The organism is Flavobacterium sp. 90 (assembly GCF_004339525.1).
Lineage (GTDB): Bacteria > Bacteroidota > Bacteroidia > Flavobacteriales > Flavobacteriaceae > Flavobacterium.
Window position 1 is genome coordinate 4,723,251 of the sequence record NZ_SMGE01000001.1, and the last position, 24,461, is coordinate 4,747,711.

16 protein-coding genes are annotated in these 24,461 nt (G+C 33.1%); 11 read left to right on the plus strand and 5 right to left on the minus strand.

Annotated elements, in window-relative coordinates:
• Nucleotides 1–102: 102 nt before the first annotated feature.
• From C8C83_RS19345 to C8C83_RS19360, 4 genes are all read right to left on the minus strand, one after another.
• Entirely contained in the window at nucleotides 103–663 is a 561-nt protein-coding gene (locus C8C83_RS19345; protein ID WP_121330220.1) for a 2'-5' RNA ligase family protein, read from the minus strand.
• Between the two features lie 296 nt (nucleotides 664–959).
• The gene (locus C8C83_RS19350; protein ID WP_132011859.1) at nucleotides 960–3,221 is read right to left on the minus strand and encodes a CocE/NonD family hydrolase; all 2,262 of its coding nucleotides are present in this window, start codon (nucleotides 3,219–3,221) and stop codon (nucleotides 960–962) included.
• A gap of 321 nt (nucleotides 3,222–3,542) precedes the next feature.
• A complete protein-coding gene (locus C8C83_RS19355; protein ID WP_121330223.1) occupies nucleotides 3,543–3,857 on the minus strand; it encodes a hypothetical protein in 315 nt (104 codons plus the stop codon).
• Between the two features lie 1,214 nt (nucleotides 3,858–5,071).
• Nucleotides 5,072–6,031 (minus strand): alpha/beta hydrolase, encoded by a 960-nt coding sequence (locus C8C83_RS19360; RefSeq protein WP_233566154.1) that lies wholly within the window; start codon nucleotides 6,029–6,031, stop codon nucleotides 5,072–5,074.
• Between the two features lie 408 nt (nucleotides 6,032–6,439).
• Between C8C83_RS19360 and C8C83_RS19365 the strand changes: the two genes are divergently transcribed.
• The 8 genes from C8C83_RS19365 (at nucleotide 6,440) to C8C83_RS19400 (ending at nucleotide 16,297) form a co-directional block, all read left to right on the plus strand.
• Entirely contained in the window at nucleotides 6,440–7,909 is a 1,470-nt protein-coding gene (locus C8C83_RS19365; protein ID WP_121330225.1) for an MFS transporter, read from the plus strand.
• Between the two features lie 86 nt (nucleotides 7,910–7,995).
• Nucleotides 7,996–8,835 carry a 5-dehydro-4-deoxy-D-glucuronate isomerase gene (kduI, locus tag C8C83_RS19370; RefSeq protein WP_121330226.1) on the plus strand — a complete coding sequence of 280 codons (840 nt, stop codon included), beginning with the start codon at nucleotides 7,996–7,998 and terminating at the stop codon, nucleotides 8,833–8,835.
• Nucleotides 8,836–8,839: 4 nt separating this feature from the next.
• Nucleotides 8,840–9,631 (plus strand): gluconate 5-dehydrogenase, encoded by a 792-nt coding sequence (locus tag C8C83_RS19375; protein ID WP_121330227.1) that lies wholly within the window; start codon nucleotides 8,840–8,842, stop codon nucleotides 9,629–9,631.
• Between the two features lie 23 nt (nucleotides 9,632–9,654).
• A complete protein-coding gene (gene uxaC / locus C8C83_RS19380) occupies nucleotides 9,655–11,061 on the plus strand; it encodes a glucuronate isomerase (RefSeq protein WP_121330228.1) in 1,407 nt (468 codons plus the stop codon).
• Between the two features lie 222 nt (nucleotides 11,062–11,283).
• Nucleotides 11,284–12,306, plus strand: a complete 1,023-nt coding sequence (locus C8C83_RS19385) for a sugar kinase (protein WP_121330229.1) — start codon at nucleotides 11,284–11,286, stop codon at nucleotides 12,304–12,306.
• A gap of 10 nt (nucleotides 12,307–12,316) precedes the next feature.
• On the plus strand, nucleotides 12,317–12,988 hold the full coding sequence (locus tag C8C83_RS19390; protein ID WP_121330230.1) for a bifunctional 4-hydroxy-2-oxoglutarate aldolase/2-dehydro-3-deoxy-phosphogluconate aldolase: 672 nt from the start codon (nucleotides 12,317–12,319) through the stop codon (nucleotides 12,986–12,988).
• A gap of 220 nt (nucleotides 12,989–13,208) precedes the next feature.
• Complete coding sequence (locus tag C8C83_RS19395) at nucleotides 13,209–14,675, plus strand: tagaturonate reductase (RefSeq protein ID WP_132011860.1); 1,467 nt, start codon at nucleotides 13,209–13,211, stop codon at nucleotides 14,673–14,675.
• Nucleotides 14,676–14,677: 2 nt separating this feature from the next.
• A complete protein-coding gene (locus tag C8C83_RS19400; protein WP_121330231.1) occupies nucleotides 14,678–16,297 on the plus strand; it encodes an altronate dehydratase family protein in 1,620 nt (539 codons plus the stop codon).
• A 169-nt stretch (nucleotides 16,298–16,466) separates the two neighbouring features.
• Here C8C83_RS19400 and C8C83_RS19405 read toward each other — a convergent pair whose 3' ends face one another.
• Nucleotides 16,467–17,495, minus strand: a complete 1,029-nt coding sequence (locus C8C83_RS19405; RefSeq protein ID WP_121330232.1) for a LacI family DNA-binding transcriptional regulator — start codon at nucleotides 17,493–17,495, stop codon at nucleotides 16,467–16,469.
• A gap of 288 nt (nucleotides 17,496–17,783) precedes the next feature.
• Here C8C83_RS19405 and C8C83_RS19410 point away from each other — a divergent pair, with 288 nt between their 5' ends.
• Genes C8C83_RS19410 through C8C83_RS19420 form a run of 3 tightly spaced genes read left to right on the plus strand, consistent with a single transcriptional unit; the run spans nucleotide 17,784 to nucleotide 24,133 of the window.
• Nucleotides 17,784–19,223, plus strand: coding sequence for a glycoside hydrolase family 28 protein (locus C8C83_RS19410; protein WP_121331376.1), 1,440 nt, complete (start codon nucleotides 17,784–17,786; stop codon nucleotides 19,221–19,223).
• 40 nt (nucleotides 19,224–19,263) lie between these two features.
• A complete protein-coding gene (locus tag C8C83_RS19415; RefSeq protein WP_121330233.1) occupies nucleotides 19,264–22,437 on the plus strand; it encodes a TonB-dependent receptor in 3,174 nt (1,057 codons plus the stop codon).
• Nucleotides 22,438–22,447: 10 nt separating this feature from the next.
• Nucleotides 22,448–24,133, plus strand: a complete 1,686-nt coding sequence (locus tag C8C83_RS19420; RefSeq protein ID WP_132011861.1) for a RagB/SusD family nutrient uptake outer membrane protein — start codon at nucleotides 22,448–22,450, stop codon at nucleotides 24,131–24,133.
• Nucleotides 24,134–24,461 lie beyond the last annotated feature (328 nt).

Sequence of the window (24,461 nt, forward strand, 5' to 3'; positions counted from 1 at the left end):
CGAAGCTTCGGGATAGTGTGGTTGCTTCGTTCCTCGCAATGACTCGCTTTGGTTTTGAATTATTAAAAAACGTTGTGCCTTAGTGTCTTTGTGGCAAAATTATTAAAACAAACTTCCCTGAATAAATTCCGGTTGTGAATTTCCATTAAAAGAAAAAGAATCAATTACAAAAAACTGCTTTTTTATTGGATCAAATTCTCTTAAAATAATATTGTCACACAAAAAATCAATATCGATTGTTGTAAATAAATGATTGGCAATTTTAAGACTTTCAGGTGTTAATCTTCGACCAATTGAAATATGAGGATCATTGCTTTTTATTAAGTTTGAAAGCTGCAATGCATCTTGCGTTTTCTTCATGATAGGTTTTAGAATCATTTTAGAATCTTCATTTGGAGAAATGAAAAAAGCGCCGTTTTCATAAGAATCATAATGATCTAAATAAACCTGAAAAGGCGCAAAAGTATCACATATTTTAAAGAGCTTCTGTTTGTATTTATCAATTTGAGATTCGTCAATTTTAAATTCGCAAATCGTAATGTGAGCAATTGAATTTTTACTGTTAAACCAACCAACTTTATTCGCTAAAAGTTCTTTCATCGTTTTGATCGAATCAATCACATCTTGCGAAGGATGAATAACAACAGAATATTTCTTCTCCATTTTAATTTAGGGTTGTTTACTTAGAAAACTATTTTGCTTAAAACATTGTTTTATGCCTTCTTTAAAACATATTTTCTTAGTAATAAATATATTAAAGCAATGAATAATATAATACCTAAATAAAAAGATATAATAACTGCAAAATATATTATATAAAATACGCAATTCCAAAAATTATTATGATAAAGATCCAATTTATCGATCAAAAGAAATAGAATCCATGAAACAAAAATGATGAAAAGACATCCTAAAAATAATTTGAAAACGCGAGTTATTCTATTATCGTTCAGCATTAATTACTGTTTTAAAATTGGGATTGTGATCGAACTATTTGTGTACCATTTTATTTTAAGAGGTTTAGCTGCATCGGCCATTGTTTCGTCGCTTACATTCTTGCCGGAACCATAGTTAACTTCCCAATTTGGATTTTTATTTGCACCAAGAGCAATGACAATTTTGCTTCCTTTTTGTAATTGTTTTGAGACTATATAATTTTGATTCAGCTCAATTGTTTCTGTTTTATTAGGAGTCAAAAGTTGTCTTTTTGTTCTGTCTTTTGCTAAACTGGCTCTTTGTATGTTATTAGTTAAAGCAAAATAATGTCCATCTGCAGTTTTTTCATAAAGCTGTAATTCTATATCTAAATCTTTTTTATTGATATTTATTTTTAAAGCTGCTTTTATGGAACCGCTTATAATTGTATTTTCTGTTAAAGCATCACTTTCAAAAATTAGTAGTTGTTTTTCAGTTCTTAAAATAGAATCTATGACTCTTGGAAAACCGGAAACAGAATCATCCTGATAAATGCTAATTTCTGAACGATCTTTAAAATCAACAGTTTGATTTATTGCAATTGGTTTTTTAGGAGCCGTTTTTTGTAATGAATATTTTGAGTTTGCATTATCCAGATAAAAAGTGATTTCCTGATTGTGCATTTTGTCTAATGACGGAACACTTTTCCATTCATTTTTGCCCATAATTTCAAAGTTGACTTTGTCTTTTAATATCTCGGGACGTTTGCCATCTTTCAAAGTATAATTAAACCATTCAAAAATGATAGAGTTTATCGGAATAGTAGCTACTTCGTCAAGCGTATATCCGCCTAATTCTTTCTTAGGATATCCTTGTGAACCTCCGTGATCAAAAGGTCCAATAATCAGATAATAGTTATCGCTTTTATTGTATTTATGATATTGGTTGTAATAATACATTGCTCCAATCTGATCGTCATCATAATATCCTGTTGTACTTAAAATTGGAATATTAATATTCGCAAATGCTTCTTTTTGTGGCGTCATATTTTGCCAATAACTGTCATAAGTTGGATGATCGAGCCATCTTTGAAACAGTGGAGACGGATTTCCTTCGATTTTATCTAAGGAACGAAAACTGGAACCATTTTTATAATATTGAGTAAAAACATCATCCCATTTTTTATTATTTTGAAAATCATTTAAATCCGTTAATTTATTATTTGCGACAAAATGAATCCATCTTAATGCATAGCTCATAAAGATTCCATTTTGCATTGGAAAATCAATTCCCGCGCCCACAGACACAAGTGGAACAATTGTTTTTAAGGCTGGATGTACTTTTTTTACAGCGCTCCATTGGCTAAAGCCTAAATAACTTCCGCCATAAATACCAATTTTACCATTGCACCAAGGCTGTTTACTAATCCAGTCTAAGATATAATAAGCGTCATCGCCGTCGTGTTCATAAGGTTCTATAGGATCGTTACTCAGTCGTTTTCCTCTTGTATTTGCTACAAAACCAACATATCCCATATTGGCAATTTCTTTACAATCTGCTATTTCTCTTCCTGCATAAATATTATATTGCATTACAACTGGTTGTGGTTCCGTTATGTTTCGGTTTCTAACCATGGAGCCGGATATTGTGCTTCCGTTTGGTAATGTAATGATGATATTGTTGTCTATAATATACTTTTCGGCTTCAATTTTAGCTATTATTTCTTTGGCAGGAGCAAGGCTTTTACTGTAAACGACATATCTGGAGTATGTTTTACACAATAGAGCTGCATTTTCTAAAGTGATACTATCATTGGCTTGACATTCATTTCGTTTAGTTTCGTATTGTTTCTTGATATCACTTAGTTCAAAGCTATAATAGCTTTCTACCCAATTTTTTCCTTCGTCATTATAACTATCATATAAAGTTTTAAATTCAGAAGTGTAATATTTATCGAATTCAGCTTTTGTTTTTGGGTTTTTAGAAATTGCATTTGCATAAGTTCGATAATGAAAACCAAAAGGTTTATTGGCAATGCTGTCACCCAAAATCTCTTGTGTATACGTTCGCATTGTCTTTTTCATTGTTGTATAATCCTGAGCAATAAAATTAATTCGGGCATAATTATCCAAGTACGTTGCCTTATCAGCATTCGCATAAATTGGGATTATTTTTTTTGCTAATAATGTCAGGTTTTTAGAAAAATTAAGACTGTCACTATAATTACTTTTTGGAAAGTATAATTTTTGCGAATTGCTTATTTGTACCGATAAGCAAAATAGTACTAAGAGGAGACTATTTTTCATAAACAAGAATCTTTAAGTGGTATTATTTTGATTTACTTTATCAAAAATACTATAAATTTCTTATTAATCGGTGTGTCTTTTTTTGAATTTATTTGGAAGCCAAAAATACATTCAGAATCAATTTCTGGAAATATTTTAAGAGGAAATAGATCGCTGATTGTACTGATTTGCTATTGTGAAAAAGTTGATTTGTACAGATTTTTATTTATGATTAATGAATTTTAAATCCGTTTTATATCCGCGTTCAATAATATCACCAATATTCAGGCGGTCTTCGTAAATGTTGTAATTAAAAAGTATTGAAGAGAAAAATTCTAAGATTTAATTTTTTCCTTTAAGGTATAATCTATGTTCTATTTCAGATTTTAGTAAACCGCTTCCGCCGCCAAAATGTTCAATTACTTCTACATCAGGTTGTTGTTCTAAACAAAATTGGGTAAACTCTTTTTCGACATGATCTTCGATTCCGGAACTCAAAAGAACAATATCGATTTTGTGGTTTTGAAAATATTCCTGAGCTAGCTTTTCATCGCTGAAGCCAACTGCATTCCAATTTTCGTATGCATTTACCAATCTAAGTAAGATTTCTAAAATAGGCTGGTTTTTTCCGAGTATTAAGAATTCAAATATTTTCATTTTATTTTTATTTAAGGTTCTGAGTTTCTAAGGGACTAAGTCGCTAAGTCTTTTTAGTTGTAAAAAGAACTTCGTAATTTACTCTACAAATATATTTCAGAAATTATAGTTTCAACTTAATCTAGAATAAGAAATTCCGAAAACGCAGTTCCTAAGTTTCGAGATAGCAATTTAGAAACTTAAAATTTACATTCGATTAAAACCTTAGTAACTTAGATGCTTCGTGACTTAAAGTCTTTTTAAATAAAATTATGTTAAAAAATATTTATAACATATTTTAAAACAATAAATTAAGATTTAATAGAAGAAAAAAAGAAAAATTTTTCTTTGAAATGAGGAAAGCCGTAATGAATTCATAAAAGTACCATGTAGTTTTGTAGAGTAGAAATCAAGAAAATAAGATGCTTTTGCCTTTTTAAACATCTTATTTGATTCTATGGTTAAAACTGTTTTTGGAGAAACAATTTTTTATTACAATGAAAATTGGGCGTATTCATTTGATCGTGGGTAGACTTGTATAAATTTGCAAGAGTACAAATCTGTCTAATTTTTATCGGGTTTTTAGATTTGGTTTTTTAACTGATTCTAAAAACCCTTTTTTTATTTACGTTTTATAGATTTCAGAGAAAAATAGGGTCAATGCGAAAACCTGTGGGGTTATAAATTAGTGTTGAATGTAACCGCAAAGGGCGCAAAGTTTTTTTGTTATAGATTACGCTCATTAAACGCAAAGTTCGCAAAGCTTTATCAATATAGCTTTGCGAACTTTGCGTTTTTATAAAACCTTGCAAATAAAAAACCTTTGCTCCCGATAGCTATCGGGATTGCGGTAAAATACGCAAGGCAAGATTAACGGTAAAGCTTTACGAACTTTGTATTTTTATAAAATCCGATATGTATAAAAAACTTTGCTCCCGATAGCTATCGGGATTGCGGTTAAAATAAGTATTCAATACAAAATATTTTAAATTTCTCCACAGGTTTTTGTGTTGATCTGTTATAAATTAGTGATGAATATGACCGCAAAGGGCGCAAAGTTTTTTTGTTATAGATTACGCTCATTAAACGCAAAGTTCGCAAAGCTTTATCAATATAGCTTTGCGAACTTTGCGTTTTTATAAAACCTTGCAATTAAAAGACCTTTGCGTGCTTTGCGGTAAAATACGCAAGGCAAGATTAACGATAAAACTTTGCGAACTTTGTATTTTTAGATTTTATTGTTTTATTAATCCTTGTGCTTTTAGCCATTCTTCGCAGTCTCGAGTCCAATGTTTACTGGTATCTTCAACGCCTAAGCCAAAACCATGTCCCCCTTTTTCATAAATATGCATTTCAGCTGAAACTCCATTTTTTTTAAGTGCTAAATAGTAGTTGATGCTGTTTTCTGGTAGAACAACAGTATCATCTGTCGCGTGAATCAAAAAAGTTGGCGGAGTTTGTGCAGTTACTCTCTTTTCATTAGAATAAAAATCAATTAATTCGGGAGAAGGATGTTCGCCCAATAAACTAATTTGCGAACCTTTGTGCGTAATATCATTTTGCATTGAAATTACAGGGTAAATCAGAAGGGAGAAATCTGGTCTTGCACTTACTTTTGATGTTGTTTCATATACTTTATCATCATAATGAGTTGCTATAGTTGATGCCAAATGTCCTCCGGCAGAAAACCCAAGAACACCAATTTTTTTCGGATCAATATTCCATTTCGCAGCATTTTCTCTCACATAGCGTACTGCTTGCTGTGCGTCTTGTAAAGGACCAATTTTTTTATCCGTCATAATTAAATCACTAGGCAAACGGTATTTTAAAACAAATGCGGTAATTCCTAAACTATTAAACCATTCAGCTACTTTAAATCCTTCTTTATTAATAGCCAAATGCTGATATCCTCCGCCTGGAAGAATAATTACAGAAGCTCCATTGGATTTTGTTTCCTGAGGACGAAAAACCATAATAGTAGGAATAGTAACCATACTGACGCTTTGTATTCCTTCCGTGTAGGATACATCTACTTTTTCTCTATAATCAAAAGTTTTGATTTCTCCTGGAATTTTATCCCAAAGTGGTATTTGTGGTCCTGATTGAGCTTGTACTTGTAAAGAATTCATAAGTGCTAAAAACAGTATTGGAATTAGTAATGTTTTCTTGAATAATTGGTTTTTTATTTTTTTCAATTTTAAAAGTATTTAGGGTTGTCATAATCGGGATGTAATTTACTTTATAAAAGTTGATTTATGAGGTAAAATCGTTAAAAATAAAAGGAATTTTCTATTGGAAAAGAGCAGCACTAAAAAGAGCTGTTTTGGGTTGCTTTTTTGTTGCTAAATCAAGTGTTTTTTCAAATTAAGCATTTAACAAATATATTGTTTAATATGTAATTATGTATTATTTTTTTTATACGATATGTTTATTTATCGGCTTAAATTAATTTTTTAGATAAATTATTTGGAATATAAAGATTAAAAACTATATTTGTGCAATCGATTACATTTTTTGATTTTTGAATGATTTGAATCTTTCGAATTTTTAAATAGTAATGAAATTGAAAAACCAAAAAGTAAAATTTATAATAAATCATTATCATGAACCAAACAGATGCAGTTATTATGAGCCAAACCAGTAAAACTACCGGAAAATATCGTTGGAGTATTTGTGCATTGCTATTTTTTGCAACAACAATTAATTATTTAGACAGACAAGTGCTTTCGTTGACATGGAGTGATTTTATTGCGCCAGAGTTTCATTGGACAAATAATGATTACGGAAATATTACGGCATTATTTTCTATATTTTATGCAGTTTCATTATTGTTTGCAGGACGTTTTGTAGATTGGTTAGATACTAAAAAAGGATTTCTTTGGGCGATCGGGATCTGGTCTTTCGGAGCTTGTTTGCACGCCTTTTGCGGTATTGCAACAGCGGGATATATTACAGGAAACTGGTTCGTAGGTTTTGAAGGTGCTAAAGAAGCGATTCACTTAGTAAAAGATACCGGATTGGTTATTAATGTAAGTGTTACATTATTCATTTTTGCCCGTTTTGTTTTGGCAATTGGTGAAGCGGGAAATTTCCCTGCGGCGATCAAAACAACTGCAGAATACTTTCCTAAAAAAGACAGAGCATTTTCTACCAGTATATTTAATGCCGGAGCTACTGTTGGCGCCTTGGCAGCTCCAATTTCTATCCCATTTATTGCAGCATCTTTTGGTTGGGAAATGTCTTTTATTATTATTGGAGCTTTAGGTTTTGTCTGGATGGGATTTTGGGTTTTTATGTATGATAAACCAGAGCGACACCCAAGAGTTAGTGCTGCTGAATTAGAGTATATTCAACAAGATGATATTGCTGATAGTAAGTTGGTTGGTTATATTCCGGAGACTAAAACCAAAGTTTCTTTTGTAGACTGTTTTAAATACAAACAAACCTGGGCTTTTGCTTTTGGAAAATTCATGACTGATGGAGTTTGGTGGTTCTTTTTGTTCTGGACACCAGCTTATTTAAGCTCGGTTTATGGAATGGATTCTACAGAAGCCGCGTTGCCATTATTCGTTTTATACATGATTACATTGCTTTCTATTATTGGAGGTTGGCTTCCAACGTATTTTGTTGAAAAGAAAGGAATGAATCCATACGAAGGAAGAATGAGAGCAATGTTAATTTTTGCATTTTTCCCACTATTAGCCTTAATAGCTCAGCCTTTAGGATATATAAGTTTTTGGATTCCAGTTGTTATTATTGGAATTGCAGGCGCCGCGCATCAATCGTGGTCAGCCAATATTTTTACTACAGTAGGAGATATGTTTCCTAAAAAAGCGATTGCAACTATTACAGGAATTGGAGGTTTAGCTGGAGGAATTGGTTCTACTTTAATCAACAAAGGTTCAGGCTTACTATTCGATTACAGCAAAGAAACCAATATGGCTTTCATGGGTTTTAAAGGAATTGAAGCTGGATATTTTATTATTTTCTCGATCTGTGCCGTTTGTTACTTAACAGGTTGGATTGTTATGAAAACATTGGTACCAAAATATCGTCCAATCACGGATTTATAAGTTTTAGCAAATTTTTTTAAGGATTCTAAAAGCTATTATAAAATAATATTTTACATTTGTGCAATCGATTACATTAAATTAAAATTATGACAAAATATAGTTCAAGATACGCGTCAAGTCCCGAAGCTGTTAAAAAATACGATACTCAGGAATTAAGAAAAGAATTCTTAATTGAAGATCTAATGCAGGAAGATGAAATGGTATTAACATATTCTCACTATGATAGATATATTGCAGGATCAGCAGTTCCTGTAAAAGGAGATTTAACCTTAGAAAGTATTGATCCGCTTAAAGCTTCTTATTTTTTAGAAAGAAGAGAAATAGGAATTATTAATGTTGGTGGTAAAGGTTCTGTTGTTGTTGAAGGTAAATCTTTTGAATTAGATTTTAAAGATGCATTGTACATTGGAAGCGGGAATAAAGAAGTAATCTTTAAAAGTGAAGACAGTAACAATCCTGCTAAATTTTATATCAATTCTGCTCCGGCTCATACCAATTATCCAACTGTAAAAGTAAGTTTGGCTGAAGCCAATAAATTACAATTGGGAACAATAGAAACAGCAAATCACAGAACGGTAAATCAAATGATTATCGGGAGCGTTGTTACAACTTGCCAATTGCAAATGGGAATGACCGAATTAAAACCGGGAAGTGTCTGGAATACAATGCCGGCTCACGTTCACGATCGTCGTATGGAAGTTTATTTCTATTTAGATATTCCGGAAAATCAGGCTGTTTGTCATTTTATGGGAGAACCTCAGGAAACCAGACATATTTGGATGAATAATCATCAGGCAGTAATTTCTCCGCCTTGGTCAATTCATTCAGGTTCAGGAACTTCAAACTATACTTTTATTTGGGGAATGGCGGGTGAAAACCTTGATTATGGAGATATGGATGTTTGTAAAATCACTGATTTAAGATAAGAAAATGACAAACTTATTTGATATAAAAGGAAAAGTCGCCCTAATCACAGGAAGTACACACGGACTTGGATTGGCAATGGCAAAAGGTTTAGGGCAAGTCGGAGCGACAATTATTGTAAATGGAAATTCTTCTCAACAAAAAATTGATGACGCAGTAGCGGAACTTCAAAAAGAAGGAATAAATGCTGTTGGTTATAAATTTAATGTAACCGATGAAAAGGAGGTTATAACTGCTATTCAGAAAATTGAAAGTGAAGTTGGACCAATTGCAATTTTGATTAACAATGCAGGAATCATAAAAAGAATTCCGCTTATCGAAATGGAAGTTGCTGATTTTAAAGAAGTAATTGATATTGATTTGGTTTCGCCTTTTATCGTTTCAAAACACGTTGCCAAAGGAATGATCGAAAGACGCCAGGGAAAAATAATCAACATTTGCTCGATGATGAGCGAATTAGGTCGAAATACAGTTGGAGCTTATGCTGCTGCAAAAGGCGGACTTAAAATGCTAACCAAAAATATGGCGACAGAATGGGCAAAATACAACGTTCAAATCAACGGAATTGGTCCGGGATATTTTGCTACGGAACAAACAAAACCTATTCGCGTAGACGGACATCCGTTTAACGATTTTATCATAAGCAGAACTCCTGCAGCAAAATGGGGCGATCCAAGTGATTTAGCCGGAGCAGCAATATTTTTATCTTCTAAAGCAAGTGATTTTGTAAACGGTCACATTTTATATGTAGACGGCGGAATTCTCGCTACAATTGGTAAACCTTCAAACGAAGCATAATTCTCAATTATAATTAAAAAGACATGAGTGCAAATCAGACTTTCATAAACGATAATTTTTTACTTGAAAATAAATTCGCTGAAGAATTATATCATAACTATTCTAAAAATCAACCGATAATAGATTATCATAATCATTTGAATCCTCAGTTTATTGCCGAAGATAAAATTTTTGATAACATAACTCAGGTTTGGATAAACGGAGATCATTATAAATGGCGTGCAATGCGTACGTTGGGCGTAAACGAACAATTTGTTACCGGAAACGGATCTGATAAAGAGAAGTTCTTAAACTGGGGAAAAACAGTTCCGTACACGATGCGTAATCCTTTGTATCATTGGACACACTTAGAATTGGCGCGTTATTTTGATATCTACGATTTATTGAACGAAAAATCGGCTGAGAAAATATATATCGAAACTTCAGAGAAAATAAATTCTGAAGCTTACAGCACGCAAAACCTGCTTAAAAAAGTAAATGCTGAAGTAGTTTGTACAACCGAAGATCCAATTGATAATTTAGAGTTTCATCAGAAACTTACTCAAAATCCAATTGGAACTAAAATGAGTACAGCTTTCAGGCCTGATAAAGCCATCTTAATTTCTAATGATGGTTATAATGCATATCTGGACACATTAGGGGATGTGTCCGGAATTGCAATTAACACGTACGCTGATTTGTGTAATGCTTTAAAAAACAGGATTGAATACTTTAATCAAAACGGATGTAAACTTAGTGATCACGGTTTGGATCAGATTTATTTTGAAAATTTTACTGAATCTGAAATCAATTCTATTTTCAAAAAGAAGAGAGAAAATCAAACTATATCGTCAGAAGAAGGACTGAAGTTTCAAAGTGCAATTTTGTTGTTTTTATCCGAAACCTATCATGAATTTGGTTGGGTACAGCAATTTCATTTAGGCGCTTTAAGAAATAATAATGCAAGAATGCACAGAATTTTAGGACCTGATACAGGTTGGGATTCTATTGGAGATTATCCTCAGGCGCAAAAATTATCTAGCTTTTTAAATGCATTAGACAGTAAAGATAAATTGACAAAAACGATCATTTATAACCTGAATCCTGCTGATAATGAAGTAATGGCAACTATGATTGGAAATTTCAATGACGGAAGCGTTAAAGGAAAAGTACAGTTTGGTTCAGGATGGTGGTTTTTAGATCAAAAAGATGGAATGACCAAACAATTAAATGCTCTTTCAAATATGGGATTAATTAGTTGTTTCGTTGGAATGTTGACGGATTCAAGAAGCTTTTTATCGTTTCCAAGACACGAATATTTCAGACGTATTTTATGTAATCTTTTGGGAGACGAAATCAAACGCGGAGAACTTCCAAACGACATGGAATGGATAGGAAAAATGGTTCAGGATATCTCGTACAACAACGCAAAAGAGTATTTTAAATTTTAGAAGTTTTGAACCATTAAGATATTAAGGAAATTAAGTTGTTGGGCTTAGTAAGGAAAATTAAGTAAACTGTAATCTTAATAGTTTGTAACAAAAGAATATTTGCACGATTAAACTTAACTTTCTTAATCTTTTAATGATAGAAATAAAAACACAAAGCTTAATTGACTTAATATCTTAATGGTAAAAAAAAGAAAAATTTTACTGGTAAAACAATAAAACAATATGAATAAAGTAGTTGCATTTGGGGAAATCATGTTGCGTCTTTCGACGGAAAGGCATTTGCGTTTTTCACAATCTACAGCATTTGGCGCTTCTTATGGAGGCGGAGAATTTAATGTTTGCGTGTCTTTATCGAATTATGGTGTAAACGCTGAATTTGTAACGCGATTACCGGATAACGAAATCGGTGTTTCGGCATTGAAAGAAATGAGAAAAATGAATGTTGAGTCCAAAAATATAATTTACGGAGGAGAACGTTTAGGAATTTATTTCTTGGAAACAGGAGCAGGAACTCGCGGAAGCAATGTCGTTTACGATCGCGCACATAGTTCAATGGCAACTATTGAGAAAGGAAATATTGACTGGGAAAAAGTTCTGGAAGGTGCAAATTGGTTTCATTGGAGCGGAATTACACCAGCGATTTCAGAAACTGCCGCCGAAGCTTGTTTAGAAGCAATTAAAGTAGCACACAAAATGGGAATCACGATTTCATGCGACTTAAATTATAGATCAAAATTGTGGCAATATGGCAAAACTCCAAGCGAGGTGATGCCCGAAATGTTGAAATATTGCAATGTTATTTTAGGAGATATTGATACAGCTTATTTTATGCTTGGAATTCCAAAAGTAAACCCGAATTATCAGGACGAGAAATCGCTTCCGGTTTTGTATTCTAAGTTGTTTGATTTGATTCCTAATTTAAAAACGGTTGCGACGACTTTACGCTATTCTGTAAGTGCTTCACATCAGAGAATTGGTGGTGTTTTATTTGACGGAAAATCAATATATCACGCCGGAATTAAAGAAGTTACGCCAGTTGTAGATCGAGTAGGAAGTGGTGACGCTTTTATGGGCGGATTGATTTACGGGCTTTTAGAATATAAAAATAATAACCAAAAAGCATTAGATTTTGCAGTCTCAGCTTGTTGTTTAAAACACACGATAGCTGGAGATTATAATTTGGTAACCTTAAAAGAAGTTGAAAATATGATTGATGGTAATTCAGCAGGATTAGTATCAAGATAACTAGATAAAAATGGCAAAATATTCAAGAATAGAAGTGGCTTTAACGATGAAGGAAAACGGAATGGTTCCGCTCTTTTTTCATTCGGATTTAGAAATTAGCAAAAAGGTACTAAAAGCCTGTTATGATGGCGGTGCAAGATTAATGGAATTCACAAGCAGAGGTGATTTTGCTCACGAAGTTTTTGGAGCTTTAAACAAATATGCTTTGGCAGAATTACCGGGAATGATCTTGGGCGTTGGATCAATTACAGATGCAGCAGCAGCGTCATTGTATATGAGTTTAGGAGCAAATTTTATTGTAACACCGGTTTTTAGAGAAGATATTGCAATTGCCTGTAATCGTCGCAAAGTGTTATGGTCACCGGGATGCGGAACTTTAACAGAGATTGCCAGAGCTGAAGAATTAGGTTGTGAAGTTGTGAAATTATTCCCCGGAGATATTTACGGTCCGGAATTTATAAAAGCGATAAAAGGCCCGTGTCCGTGGACGAATGTTATGCCAACAGGAGGCGTTTTGCCAACTGTAGAGAGTTTGACTTCATGGTTTAATGCAGGTGCATATTGCGTTGGAATTGGATCACAATTAATATCAAAAGATATTCTGGATAATAATGATTTTGAAGGATTAAAAACAAAAGTAAGTCAGGTTCTTGACATCATAAATAATATTAAAAATAAATAAGGAATAATCATGCCTGTTCCTTATTTAAAAATAGTTTTTTTTTAGATTTTAGAGATTGTAATTGAGCATTACGCTTGAAAAATAAAGCTTGTCATTCCTCACAGCAAGTTTCTGTTTTAGTTTAAACAAGTGTAATGTTTCTTTTACAAGTTCAAAGTTATTTCATAAAAAAGCGAATAAGGTATTTTGTGGTTATTTATAAAGCTTTAAAGAAATTATAATGGAGAAAATAAGCAGATCAAACACGGAATTTTCAGAGAGACTTCCAATTAAAATAGTACAGTTTGGAGAAGGGAATTTCTTAAGAGCTTTTGTAGAATATGCTTTTCAGAAATTAAATCAAAAAACTGATTTCAATGCCGGAATCGCTGTTGTACAGCCTATCGATAGAGGTTTGGTCAATATGATCAATGCTCAGGACGGTTTGTATACTTTGTTTATGAAAGGTGTAAAAAAAGGCGAAGAAATTCAGGAAAAAGAGTTAATTACTAATATCGTAAAAGCGATTGATCCATATGCTTCTTTTCAGGAATTTTTGGCTTTAGCCAAAGAAGAAGAGCTGGCTTTTATTATTTCAAATACGACTGAAGCCGGAATTGAATATATAGAATCTGATCGCGCAACAATGCAACCGCCAGTTTCATTTCCTGCAAAATTAACCGTACTTTTACATGAAAGGTTCAAACATTTTAATGGAGATAAATCGAAAGCTTTAACCATTATTCCTTGTGAGTTAATTAATTATAATTCAGATACTTTAAAGGATATTGTTTTGAAATATTGTATCGACTGGAATTTAGAAGCTGACTTTAAATTGTGGTTGATAAACGATTGTACATTCCATAATACTTTGGTGGACAGAATTGTACCGGGATATCCAAAAGATCAAATTGAAGAATATAACAGTCAATTGGATTATAAGGATGATTTGATTGTAAGTGCCGAAAGTTTCTTTTTATGGGTAATTGAAGGTGATGACAAATTGAAAGCAAAACTTCCGTTTGAAAAAACAGATTTAGATGTTAAAATCGTCGCAGATATGCAGCCATATCGCACGAGAAAAGTTAGAATTCTAAATGGAGCGCACACTGCAATGGTTCCGTTTTCATTGCTTTACGGAAATGAAACCGTAAAAGAAACTGTTGATAATGCTTTTACAGGAGAATTTGTAAACAAAGCAGTTTTTGAGGAAATAAATGAAACGTTAAACATGGACAGAGCAGAATTAACAAGTTTTGCTGAAGAAATATTGGACCGTTTTAGAAATCCGTTTATCAAGCATTTATTGTCTTCAATTGCTTTGAATTCAATTTCAAAATTCAAAGTTAGAGTATTGCCAAGTTTAACCGGATATGTAGATATTCATCACAAACTTCCGGTTCATTTAACGTTTGCATTTGCGGCTTTAATTCGTTTTTATAAAGGAACTTGGAAAGGTGAAAATTTACCGGTAAATGATAGTGAAGATATTGTCGCTTTTTTCGATGGACTTTGGAAATCTGATGATTACACTAAAATAGCACGACTTACTTTGCAAAACAAAAATTTCTGGGACGAAGATTTAACGTTGATTCCTGGTTTAACAGATGCTATTGCAAAAGGACTAGAAGAAATTGATGCAAACGGAATTGAAAATGGTTTTGTTAATTTTCAAAAACAATTACATACTACAACTCAGAACGCTTAATCATGGCAACTCAAAAAAAATTAATAAAAGTTAACCCAGCAGATAACGTAATTGTCGTTTTAACCGATTTGGTACAAAACGAACAAATTATGTTTGAAGGAACTACCGTTTCACCAACAACTGATGTTAAAGCAAAACATAAAATCGCAGAGAAAGATTTTACAATTGGTAATGATATTATAATGTATGGTGTTTTGGTTGGAAAAGCTGCTAAACCTATAAAAAAAGGAGAAGTAATTACCACCGAAAATGTAAAACATCAAAGTGAAAAAGTTTTTGGTAAAAACGGAAATTTAGGTTGGACTCCACCAAATGTAGATCGTTGGAAAGACAAAACTTTCAACGGATACCATCGTACTGATGGACAAGTTGGAACCAAAAACGTTTGGTTGTTTTTTCCATTGGTTTTTTGTGAAAACAAAAATATCGAAAAACTGAAAGATATTTTCGAAAACGAATTAATGCCCAAAAAAGAAGTTTCTTATAAAAATCTGTTACGCTCTTTAATTGAAGAAAAAAGCGTAGAAGAAGTTTCGGATAAAAATTTAAATGAAAATCTTTTAGATAATGTCGAAGTAAAATTTATCAATCATCAAGGTGGTTGTGGAGGGATTCGACAAGATTCAGAATTGTTGGCAAAACTGCTTGCAGGATATGTGAACAACCCCAATGTTGCAGGTGCAACTGTTTTAAGTTTAGGTTGCCAAAATTTGCAAGTTGATATTTTTAAAAAGGCATTGGAAGAAATGAGTCCGAATAGTGATAAAGAAATTTTGATCTATGAGCAACAACAAATTGGAACTACTGATCAAATGTTTCAAATGGTGATTAAAGATTCTTATGAAGCTATTAAAAGAGCCAACAAAATTGAACGCCAACCTGCTCCTCTTTCAAAGTTAAGTATTGGTTTAGAATGTGGAGGGTCTGACGGATTTTCTGGAATTTCTGCTAATCCGGCATTAGGAATTGTTTCAGATATTTTTGCAGCTTTGGGAGGGAAAACAATTTTGGCAGAGTTTCCAGAATTATGTGGCGTTGAGCAAGAATTGATGAACCGATGTGTGGACGAAGAAAAAGCAGATAAGTTTTTAACTTTAATGAAAGCTTTTGAAAAATCAGTTGTAGATGCAGGTTCAGGGTTTGATATGAATCCATCTCCGGGAAACATCAAAGACGGATTAATTACAGATGCAATGAAATCTGCTGGCGCAGCTAAAAAAGGCGGAACTTCACCTGTTGTGGATGTTTTAGATTACGGAGAATATATTTCAAAACCAGGATTAAATCTTTTAAATACTCCAGGAAATGACGCAGAATGTACCACAGGATTGGTGGGATCGGGCGCAACAGTTGTTTTATTTACCACAGGTTTAGGAAATCCGATGGGAAATCCGATTGCACCTGTTGTAAAAATTTCTTCGAACACGGCATTAATTAATAGAATGTCTGATATTATCGACGTAAATGCCGGAACGGTGATTACTGGTGAAAAAAACATTACCGAGGTTGGAGCAGAAATAGTAGATTACATTATAGAATTGGCGAGCGGAAACGTGGAAACAAAAGCAGACCAGTTGAAACAAGATGTATTTATTCCTTGGAAAAGAGGAGTTTCGTTATAGTTTTTTCACCATTAAGATATTAAGTTTCATTAAGTGCAAAGCTTAATGTTTTAATGGTAAAAGAGAAAAAAGCACAAAGCTTAATTTTCTTAATATCTTAATGGCAAAAAAAGAAAAAAAAATAAGCTCATTGTTAAATGAGCTTATATAATTTATATGTTTAAAAAAACTAAAAGGCAGTTCTTGACGAAGATTTACGAATGTGTAATTCTGGTGCGAGAACTACCTTTTTTTCGATTTTAATCGTGTTCGTTTTATCTACTTGTTCTAAGAAAACGCGTGCTGACATTTTTCCCATTTCAAGTGGAGACTGATCAACAGAAGTTATCGACAATTCCATGAATTTTGTGAAAGGTTCATTACTGAAACCAGCTACGCAAAACTCATTTGGAATACTAATATTTCTTTCTTTCAATTCCTGAATAGCGCCTAAAGCAGCAAAATCACTCGAAGAAAACAGTGCGTCTGGCGGAGTTTCCAGTTTTAGTAAAGTGTCGATTGCTTCTTTTCCGGCTTCAACACTACTTTTGGTACGAATAACATATTCTTCATTAAAGTTTATTCCATGATCCAGTAACGCTTGTTTGTATCCTAAAAAACGATTTTTGAATATCTCAAGAGACTGATCTCCTGAGAAATGCGCAATATGTCTGCAACCTTCATCAATTAAATGTTTGGTTGTAATATATCCGCCTTTAAAGTCATTGATTGTCACAGAACTTACTCCATCAATATGTTTGCTTCTATCAAAAAAGATTAATGGAACATTTTTCTCTAAAACATTATGAAACGCACCGTCATTTTCGTTCGTCACATCTGTAACTGACATTATAATACCGTCTACTTGTGCGTCTATTAATGTATATAGGTTTTCATTTTCTCTTTTTGGATCTTCGTGCGTCTGGCAAATAATAACCTGATAACCATGCGGATGAAGTTCTTCTTCGACTCCTCTAATTACCGAAGCAAAGAAGTTGCTATCGATACGAGGAACAATTACACCTATATTATTACTACGACCACTTTTTAGGGCTAGCGCCAATTTATTTTGCTTATAGTTCATCGATGCAGCAGTTTTAAGAACCAGCTCTCGTGTACTTTCTTTGATCTTCGGGTTGTTGTTTAGGGCTCTTGAAACAGTAGCAGCAGTGATATTTAATTTCTCGGCAATATCATAAATGGTTATTTTTTCGCTCATTCAAAAAGTGTTTCAGATTAATTGTTAGACAAAAATACATTTTTTTTTATTATCAAAATATAAAATGTTATCGATTACCTGTTTAAGATAACTAAAACGTTGTATACTCTGTAATGATAATAAATTAAGACCATTTTTACATTAAATGTAAATATAATCAATAATAAAAATTAAATATATAAATTTTATCTAAATAAATTTGCTGTATTGAAACAAATTTTCTACTTTCGTGTAATCGATTACATTAATATTGATTTTACGATTGAGAAATCAGAAATATATCTGCAAATGATTATAAGTAAGTCTATAGCGTCAAAAGGGGTTTTGGTTTTTAGCCTGATTGCAATGTCATTTTTATCTTGTGGAAAACAAGTTTCGAATGTTTCAGAAGCTAATCCATGGAAAAAAATGGAATTAATCGTAAAAAGCATTCCACAAACGCACTTTTTAGACAAGACTTATAATGTTATGAATTATGGTGCTGTAGCAGATGGAAAAACATCAAATACAGCCGTTTTTGAAAAAGCAATTAAAGCTTGTGCCGAAAATGGTGGAGGTAAAGTACTTGTGCCAAATGGAAAATATTTAACAGGACCTATACATTTAGAAAGTAATGTGAATTTGCATTTAGAAGACAATGCTGAGATTTTGTTTAGTATTGATTCAAAAGAATATCCTTTAGTGCATACTTCATTTGAAGGGACAGAATTGATGAATCATTCGCCACTCATTTATGCAAAAAATAAAACGAATGTTGCTATAACCGGAAAAGGCACATTAAACGGACAGGCAAATAATACAAACTGGTGGATTTGGGCGGGAACTAAAATATACGGTTGGGAAAAAGGTATTCCTTCTCAAAACGATCCTTTAAATCGTATTGCTTTGATTGAAATGGCTGAAAAAGGAATTACTGTAGAACAAAGGGTTTTTGGAGAAGGACATTATCTACGTCCCAATTTTATTGAATTTTTTGAGTGTAATACTGTTTTAGTAAAAGATATAACGATAATCAATGCTCCGTTTTGGATTTTGCATCCTATAAAGTCGAATAATGTAATTGTAGACGGAGTAACAGTCAACAGCCACGGACCTAATAATGACGGTTGTGATCCTGAATATTCTCAAAATGTAATTATTAGAAATTGCACTTTTAATACAGGTGACGATTGTATTGCAATAAAATCCGGAAGAGATGCAGATGGAAGGCGAGTTGGGATTCCGAGTAAAAACATCATTGTTCAGAATTGTAAAATGATCGATGGTCACGGCGGAGTTGTGATGGGAAGCGAAATATCTGCCGGAGTAAATAATGTTTTTGTGGAGAATTGCGTCATGGACAGTCCGAATCTTGAAAGAGCAATTAGAATTAAAACAAATTCTAAACGCGGCGGAACTACAGAAGACATTTATGTTCGAAATATTGAAGTTGGAACTGTAAAAGAATGTGTTTTGAGAGCAACCATGTTTTATGATGTTTACGGAAGTCAATCCGGAAATTTTATACCAACAATTAAAAATATCAGTCTTGAAAATATTAGAGTTAAAAACGGCGGAAAGTTCGGGATTTTAGCAGACGGATACGCAGAATCTCCAGTAGAAAATATCACTTTTAAAGATGTTGTAATCGAAAAAGTAGATTCAGTTTATTCGTTAAAAAACGTAAAAAATATAAATTTTATAAGCACATATATCAATGGAAAGAAAGTAGAATCGATTACAAATTAAAAAAGAAAAACTATCAATTAACCAAACTATTAACCAGATTATGAACATTAAACAATTATCAAAGAAAAAAATAAAATACAATCTTGTATTTTTATTTTTCCTCAATTTCCTTTTGAGTACGACCATGAACGCTCAGTCGACAGTGGTAGAAGGAAAGATTACTGATGCTGCAGGATTATCACTTCCGGGTGTGAATATCCAGGAAAAAGGAACTAAAAACGGAACCTCGACAGATTTTGAAGGAAGTTTTAAAATAAATGTTACCAATAATAAAGCGGTTTTGATTGTAACCTATTTGGGTTTTCAGACTCAGGAAGTTAGCGTTGCAGGAAAATCAAGAGTAAATGTTAGCCTTTCAGAACAATCCAATTCACTTAATGAAGTTGTGGTTGTAGGTTATGGATCTGTAAAAAAGACCGATTTAACCGGAGCTGTAAATACTTTATCAGCGGCTAAAATTACCGAAAGAAATGTAACTAACCCAATGGAAGCCATTCAGGGAGGAATTGCCGGAGTTCAGGTAACTTCAAATTCCGGTAGAATTGGCGACGGTTTCAACGTTATTATTAGAGGAACAAACTCTATTAATAAAGACGGATCTAAACCTCTTTTTGTGGTTGATGGTGTTCCAACAGATAATATCGACTTTTTGAATCCGCAGGATATTGCGAGAATGGACGTGTTGAAAGATGCTTCTTCGGCTGCAATTTATGGTTCGAGAGGAGGAAGCGGGGTTATCATTGTGACAACTAAAAGTGGTACAAATGCAAAAGCAGGTGTAACTGTTACTTATGATAGTTCTTATGGAAATAAACAAGCCGTGAGATTACCAAAATTAATGAGTCCTGAAAAATGGTGGTATTACCATCAATCGGCATTTTTGGCTACTTCTATTTCCGCTACTAACCCAACGTACAATGATATTGATCCAACCGAATTAAGAACAGCAGTTGGTCAGGCAGGAACGAATCCGGTTTTATTTAACAGAGTAGCTAATAACCAAAGTTATAATTGGCAAGATGCCGTTTTAAAAGGTGGAATGACTCAGAATAATTATCTGAATGTTTCAGGTCGTGCTGATAACGGTTTATCTTATAACATCGGTCTTGGTGCACAAAAAGAAACAGGAGTTATCGATAATGAAGGAATTGATAAGTATAACTTTAAGGCAGGTTTAAATCATAAGATAAACGATAAAATTTCGTTTGGAGTAAATCTTACGATATCTAAAACTGATGAGCAATTAGGAAGCGGAACGGCTATGCAGGAAGCTTTTAGGCAAAATCCTTATACGTCGCCTTGGGCAATTGATGCTAATGGTAACGAAATTGTTGGGACTTATGCACAACAACCGGGGACATTAAGATATCCTAATGGAACTTTAGGAATCAATAAAACGGGTTCTTATAATCCACTTTTGGAAATTGCAAATTCAAGCGATGAGATAAAAAGATTTACTACAATTGGGAACTTATTTGGAGAATATAAATTTACAAATTGGTTGTCTTTCAAATCGACTTTTTCTGCGGGTTCAATGAATGCGAGAGAAGGAAGATCTCTTGGAGCTCAAACAGATTTTGGTCTTAAAAACAAAAGTTTACCGTCTGGAGATGTAACCAATGTTCAAAATTTCAATTATACTTGGGACAATCAGTTTAACATCAATTATACTTTAAAAGAAAATCACGTTTTCAATGTTTTATTACTTCAGAGTTTTTACTCTAATACTACCGAAACGTATTTCCAATCTTCAAGAGAAAATCCATTCGAAACAGGATTTTACAACCTTGGTTCAGGAGCGCAACCAACTTACAATTTAACGCCTTCGGGATCTATCGCGATAATTCCTTCAGGAGTATTTATTCCATATTCTAAAAATACATTAGAATCTTATGCTGCGCGTTTAAATTATACATACAAAGGGCGTTATTTATTAACAGCATCGGTACGTTACGATGGTTCATCAGTTTTAGCCGATGGTAATAAATGGACAGCTTTCCCTTCTGTGGCTTTAGGGTGGAATATTAATCAGGAATCATTTTTGAAAAACGTTTCTTTTATTTCTAATTTAAAATTAAGAGGAAGTGTAGGTTATACCGGAAACGATAATGTGTCGCCATATTCAAGTTTAAGCGTTTTAAAAGTTCCAACATATTATGATTTTAATGGTACTCCGGCAAATGGTTTTACTTCTTCAAGCTTAGGAAATACTAACTTGACTTGGGAAAAAACGAGAGAGGTGAATTTAGGTTTAGACTTTGGATTTGCTAAAAATAGAATCTCAGGGAGTGTAGATGTTTACGATCGTTTATCAAAAGATTTATTGTTTCAACAAGCATTACCGTTAGAAATTGGAGTTCCTACAATTACTTCAAATGTGGGTTCTATTAGCAATAAAGGAATTGAAGTTGCATTGGTAACTAAAAATATTCAAACAAGAAATGTGTCTTGGGAAACCAGTTTTACTTTCACTAAAAACGTAAACAAATTAGAGTCTATTTATGGACAAGATAAAGTGGATGATGTTGGAAATAATTTATTTATTGGAGAAAACATTCACTCTTATTACAACTATGTTTTTGATGGAGTTTGGCAAGAAAGCGAAGCTGCAAAAGCACTTTCTTACGGTCAGAAACCTGGAGAAGCAAGAGTTAAAGATTTAAATAATGATGGTAAAATTGATGCCAATAATGACAGAGCAATTTTAGGAAATTATGATCCTAAATGGTCAGGAAGTTTTTCTACAACTTTAAAAGTAAAACAATTTGATTTGTCAATGTCTTTAATCACCAATCAGGGAATGACTGTATTTAGTGGTTTCCACGACAATTTTGCCGATGTAACAGACAGAGGACGTCAAAAGTTAGATTTAAAAGATTGGTACATTCCTGCAAATGGAGCTGGTATCGCACCACAATATTCAAACACAAACCCTTTACCACGTGGAGCAGGAGTTTATTATGATACTAATAACGTTGCTTTTTATAAAAATGCATCATTTGTCAAAGTTCAAAACATTGCAGTAGGATATAGTTTAGATAATGATCTGGTAAACAAATTGAAAATTAAAAGCATGCGTTTTTATGTTAACGTATTGAATCCGTTTGTAATTACACCTTATGAAGGTTATGATCCGGAATGGGCAACTGCAGCTTTAGCAGTGAATCGTGTGTCGACAATGACAGTTCAAATGGGATTAAGTTTAAAATTTTAAATTAGAAAAAATGAAAAAATTAATAATAGCTATACTAATACTAGGAACGACACTTAATTCCTGCTCAGATTTTATCGAGGAAGACAATCGTTCTTACGGTTCAGCAGAGCAATATTTTTTGACTTCTGCGGGATTTGAGTCATTAATAAATACCAATTATGCAACGCTAAAAGATATTTATGGTGGAGATCCGTGGTTGTTTGAAGCAGGAACAGACATGTATTCTGAAGGAAGAAATCAGGAACCGGAAGGATTAGCCAAATATTTGACATTATCATCGTCATCTGCTGGAGTTGATCAATTGTACAGAACATGTTATATCGCAATTCAACAGGCGAATAAAGGATTGTATTATTCGACAATTACAGAGAAATCAAGCACATTGGAGACCAGAATTGGTGAACTTAAATTTTTAAGAGCAAATGCTTATTTTCTTTTAGTTCAAACTTATGGCGGAGTTCCAATTGTTTTGGATAATATCAATACAGCAGTGACATCATTTGACAGAAATACTGCTCAAGAAGTATATACACAAATTTTTAAAGATCTTAACGAGGCACTTCCGGCAGTAAGCACAGCTGCTTATGGGGGAAGAGTTAATAAAAGAGCCGTTCAGGATTTATTGGCAAAAGTATATTTAACGAGAGGCTATGAAACTTTTGGTACTCCGGCAGATTTTACAACAGCGGCAGGTTTGGCAGATCAGGTAATTGGTGGTCAGGCTTTGAATGTGTCTTTTGATAATGTTGTAAAACCTGGAAACGAAATGAATGCGGAAACGATCTTTTCAGTTCAGTTTTCTATAGCTTCAAATGCAACAGGGCAAACTGCTTTAGGAAGTTCACAAAACTATTGGTTCAGTTCTTATTTAGGTGCTGCGGCGGCAGGAAATCCTTATCCAAATAGAAGTTACACACTTTGTCCTACGGTTTATGCTTTGTCATTATATGAAAAAGGAGACAAACGTTGGGAAGGTACTTTTATGAATGAAATATACAGTAGATATTATGATTATTATACGGTAACAGATAAAGCAGCTTTGAAACTTTCAGATTTCTATGAGCCAAAATGGTTTACAACCGCTGATAGAGACGCTTGGAAATTGGATAATGCTTCAAGAATGGTAGCAAATTTCAGATACCATAATTGGGGAACTTATTCTTCATCAGCGGCTTCGGGAGGAGATTACAACCTGATTCCGGTTCGTAAATTTGATGATCCTAATGCTCCTTACAGTGGCGCAACAAGTGCAAATTATAATACAACACCTATTACGCCAGCGACTAACAGAAGCAGTACACGTGATTTTATTATTTCAAGATTAGGAGAAACGTATCTAATCGCTGCCGAAGCTTATTTTAAAGCTGGTAATACAGGAACTGCATTAGCACGTTTAAATGAAGTAAGAAGAAGAGCTGGAGGCGGAGTTGCAGGAGTAATTCCGGTATTGACATCAATTGATATCAATACAATATTAGACGAAAGAGGAAGAGAATTATTGGGAGAATACCACCGTTGGTTTGATTTAAAACGTACTGGAACATTAGTAGAAAGAACGGTTTTATACAATCCAAAAGTTACAACAACAAATGCTTTTGCAGGGCAAAATGGTAATCTTAAAATTCTAAGACCAATACCACAATCAGCATTGGATTTGAACAGAAATAAAAATTTCCCTCAAAATCCGGCATATTAGTAATTAGTTAAAAAAATGCCACAGATTAAATTGATTTAAAAAGATTTTTTGCCGCGAATTGCACAAATTTTCACTAATTAATTTGTGATTATTTATGATAATCGATGATAGAAAGAAATCATTAAAATCATTTTAATCTGTGGCAAAAAAAAGCATAGGAACGTCATAGATTAAAGCATAATTGACTACAATAATTTGCGGAAATTTGTGAAATTCGTGGCAAAAAAAATAGAATCTAAGTTTTTATAATTAGTGTTTTTTTGAAGTAGTTAAAAAGGAGTTTGACCGCATATCAAACTCCTTTCTTAACTGATAATTGAAGTTTACA

Coding starts and splice junctions, on each gene's coding strand:
- C8C83_RS19345 (WP_121330220.1), bottom strand. CDS start 663: ATGGAGAAGAAATATTCTGTTGTTATTCATCCTTCGCAAGATGTGATT.
- C8C83_RS19350 (WP_132011859.1), bottom strand. CDS start 3,221: ATGAAAAATAGTCTCCTCTTAGTACTATTTTGCTTATCGGTACAAATA.
- C8C83_RS19355 (WP_121330223.1), bottom strand. CDS start 3,857: ATGAAAATATTTGAATTCTTAATACTCGGAAAAAACCAGCCTATTTTA.
- C8C83_RS19365 (WP_121330225.1), top strand. CDS start 6,440: ATGAACCAAACAGATGCAGTTATTATGAGCCAAACCAGTAAAACTACC.
- kduI (WP_121330226.1), top strand. CDS start 7,996: ATGACAAAATATAGTTCAAGATACGCGTCAAGTCCCGAAGCTGTTAAA.
- C8C83_RS19375 (WP_121330227.1), top strand. CDS start 8,840: ATGACAAACTTATTTGATATAAAAGGAAAAGTCGCCCTAATCACAGGA.
- uxaC (WP_121330228.1), top strand. CDS start 9,655: ATGAGTGCAAATCAGACTTTCATAAACGATAATTTTTTACTTGAAAAT.
- C8C83_RS19385 (WP_121330229.1), top strand. CDS start 11,284: ATGAATAAAGTAGTTGCATTTGGGGAAATCATGTTGCGTCTTTCGACG.
- C8C83_RS19390 (WP_121330230.1), top strand. CDS start 12,317: ATGGCAAAATATTCAAGAATAGAAGTGGCTTTAACGATGAAGGAAAAC.
- C8C83_RS19395 (WP_132011860.1), top strand. CDS start 13,209: ATGGAGAAAATAAGCAGATCAAACACGGAATTTTCAGAGAGACTTCCA.
- C8C83_RS19400 (WP_121330231.1), top strand. CDS start 14,678: ATGGCAACTCAAAAAAAATTAATAAAAGTTAACCCAGCAGATAACGTA.
- C8C83_RS19405 (WP_121330232.1), bottom strand. CDS start 17,495: ATGAGCGAAAAAATAACCATTTATGATATTGCCGAGAAATTAAATATC.
- C8C83_RS19410 (WP_121331376.1), top strand. CDS start 17,784: ATGATTATAAGTAAGTCTATAGCGTCAAAAGGGGTTTTGGTTTTTAGC.
- C8C83_RS19415 (WP_121330233.1), top strand. CDS start 19,264: ATGAACATTAAACAATTATCAAAGAAAAAAATAAAATACAATCTTGTA.
- C8C83_RS19420 (WP_132011861.1), top strand. CDS start 22,448: ATGAAAAAATTAATAATAGCTATACTAATACTAGGAACGACACTTAAT.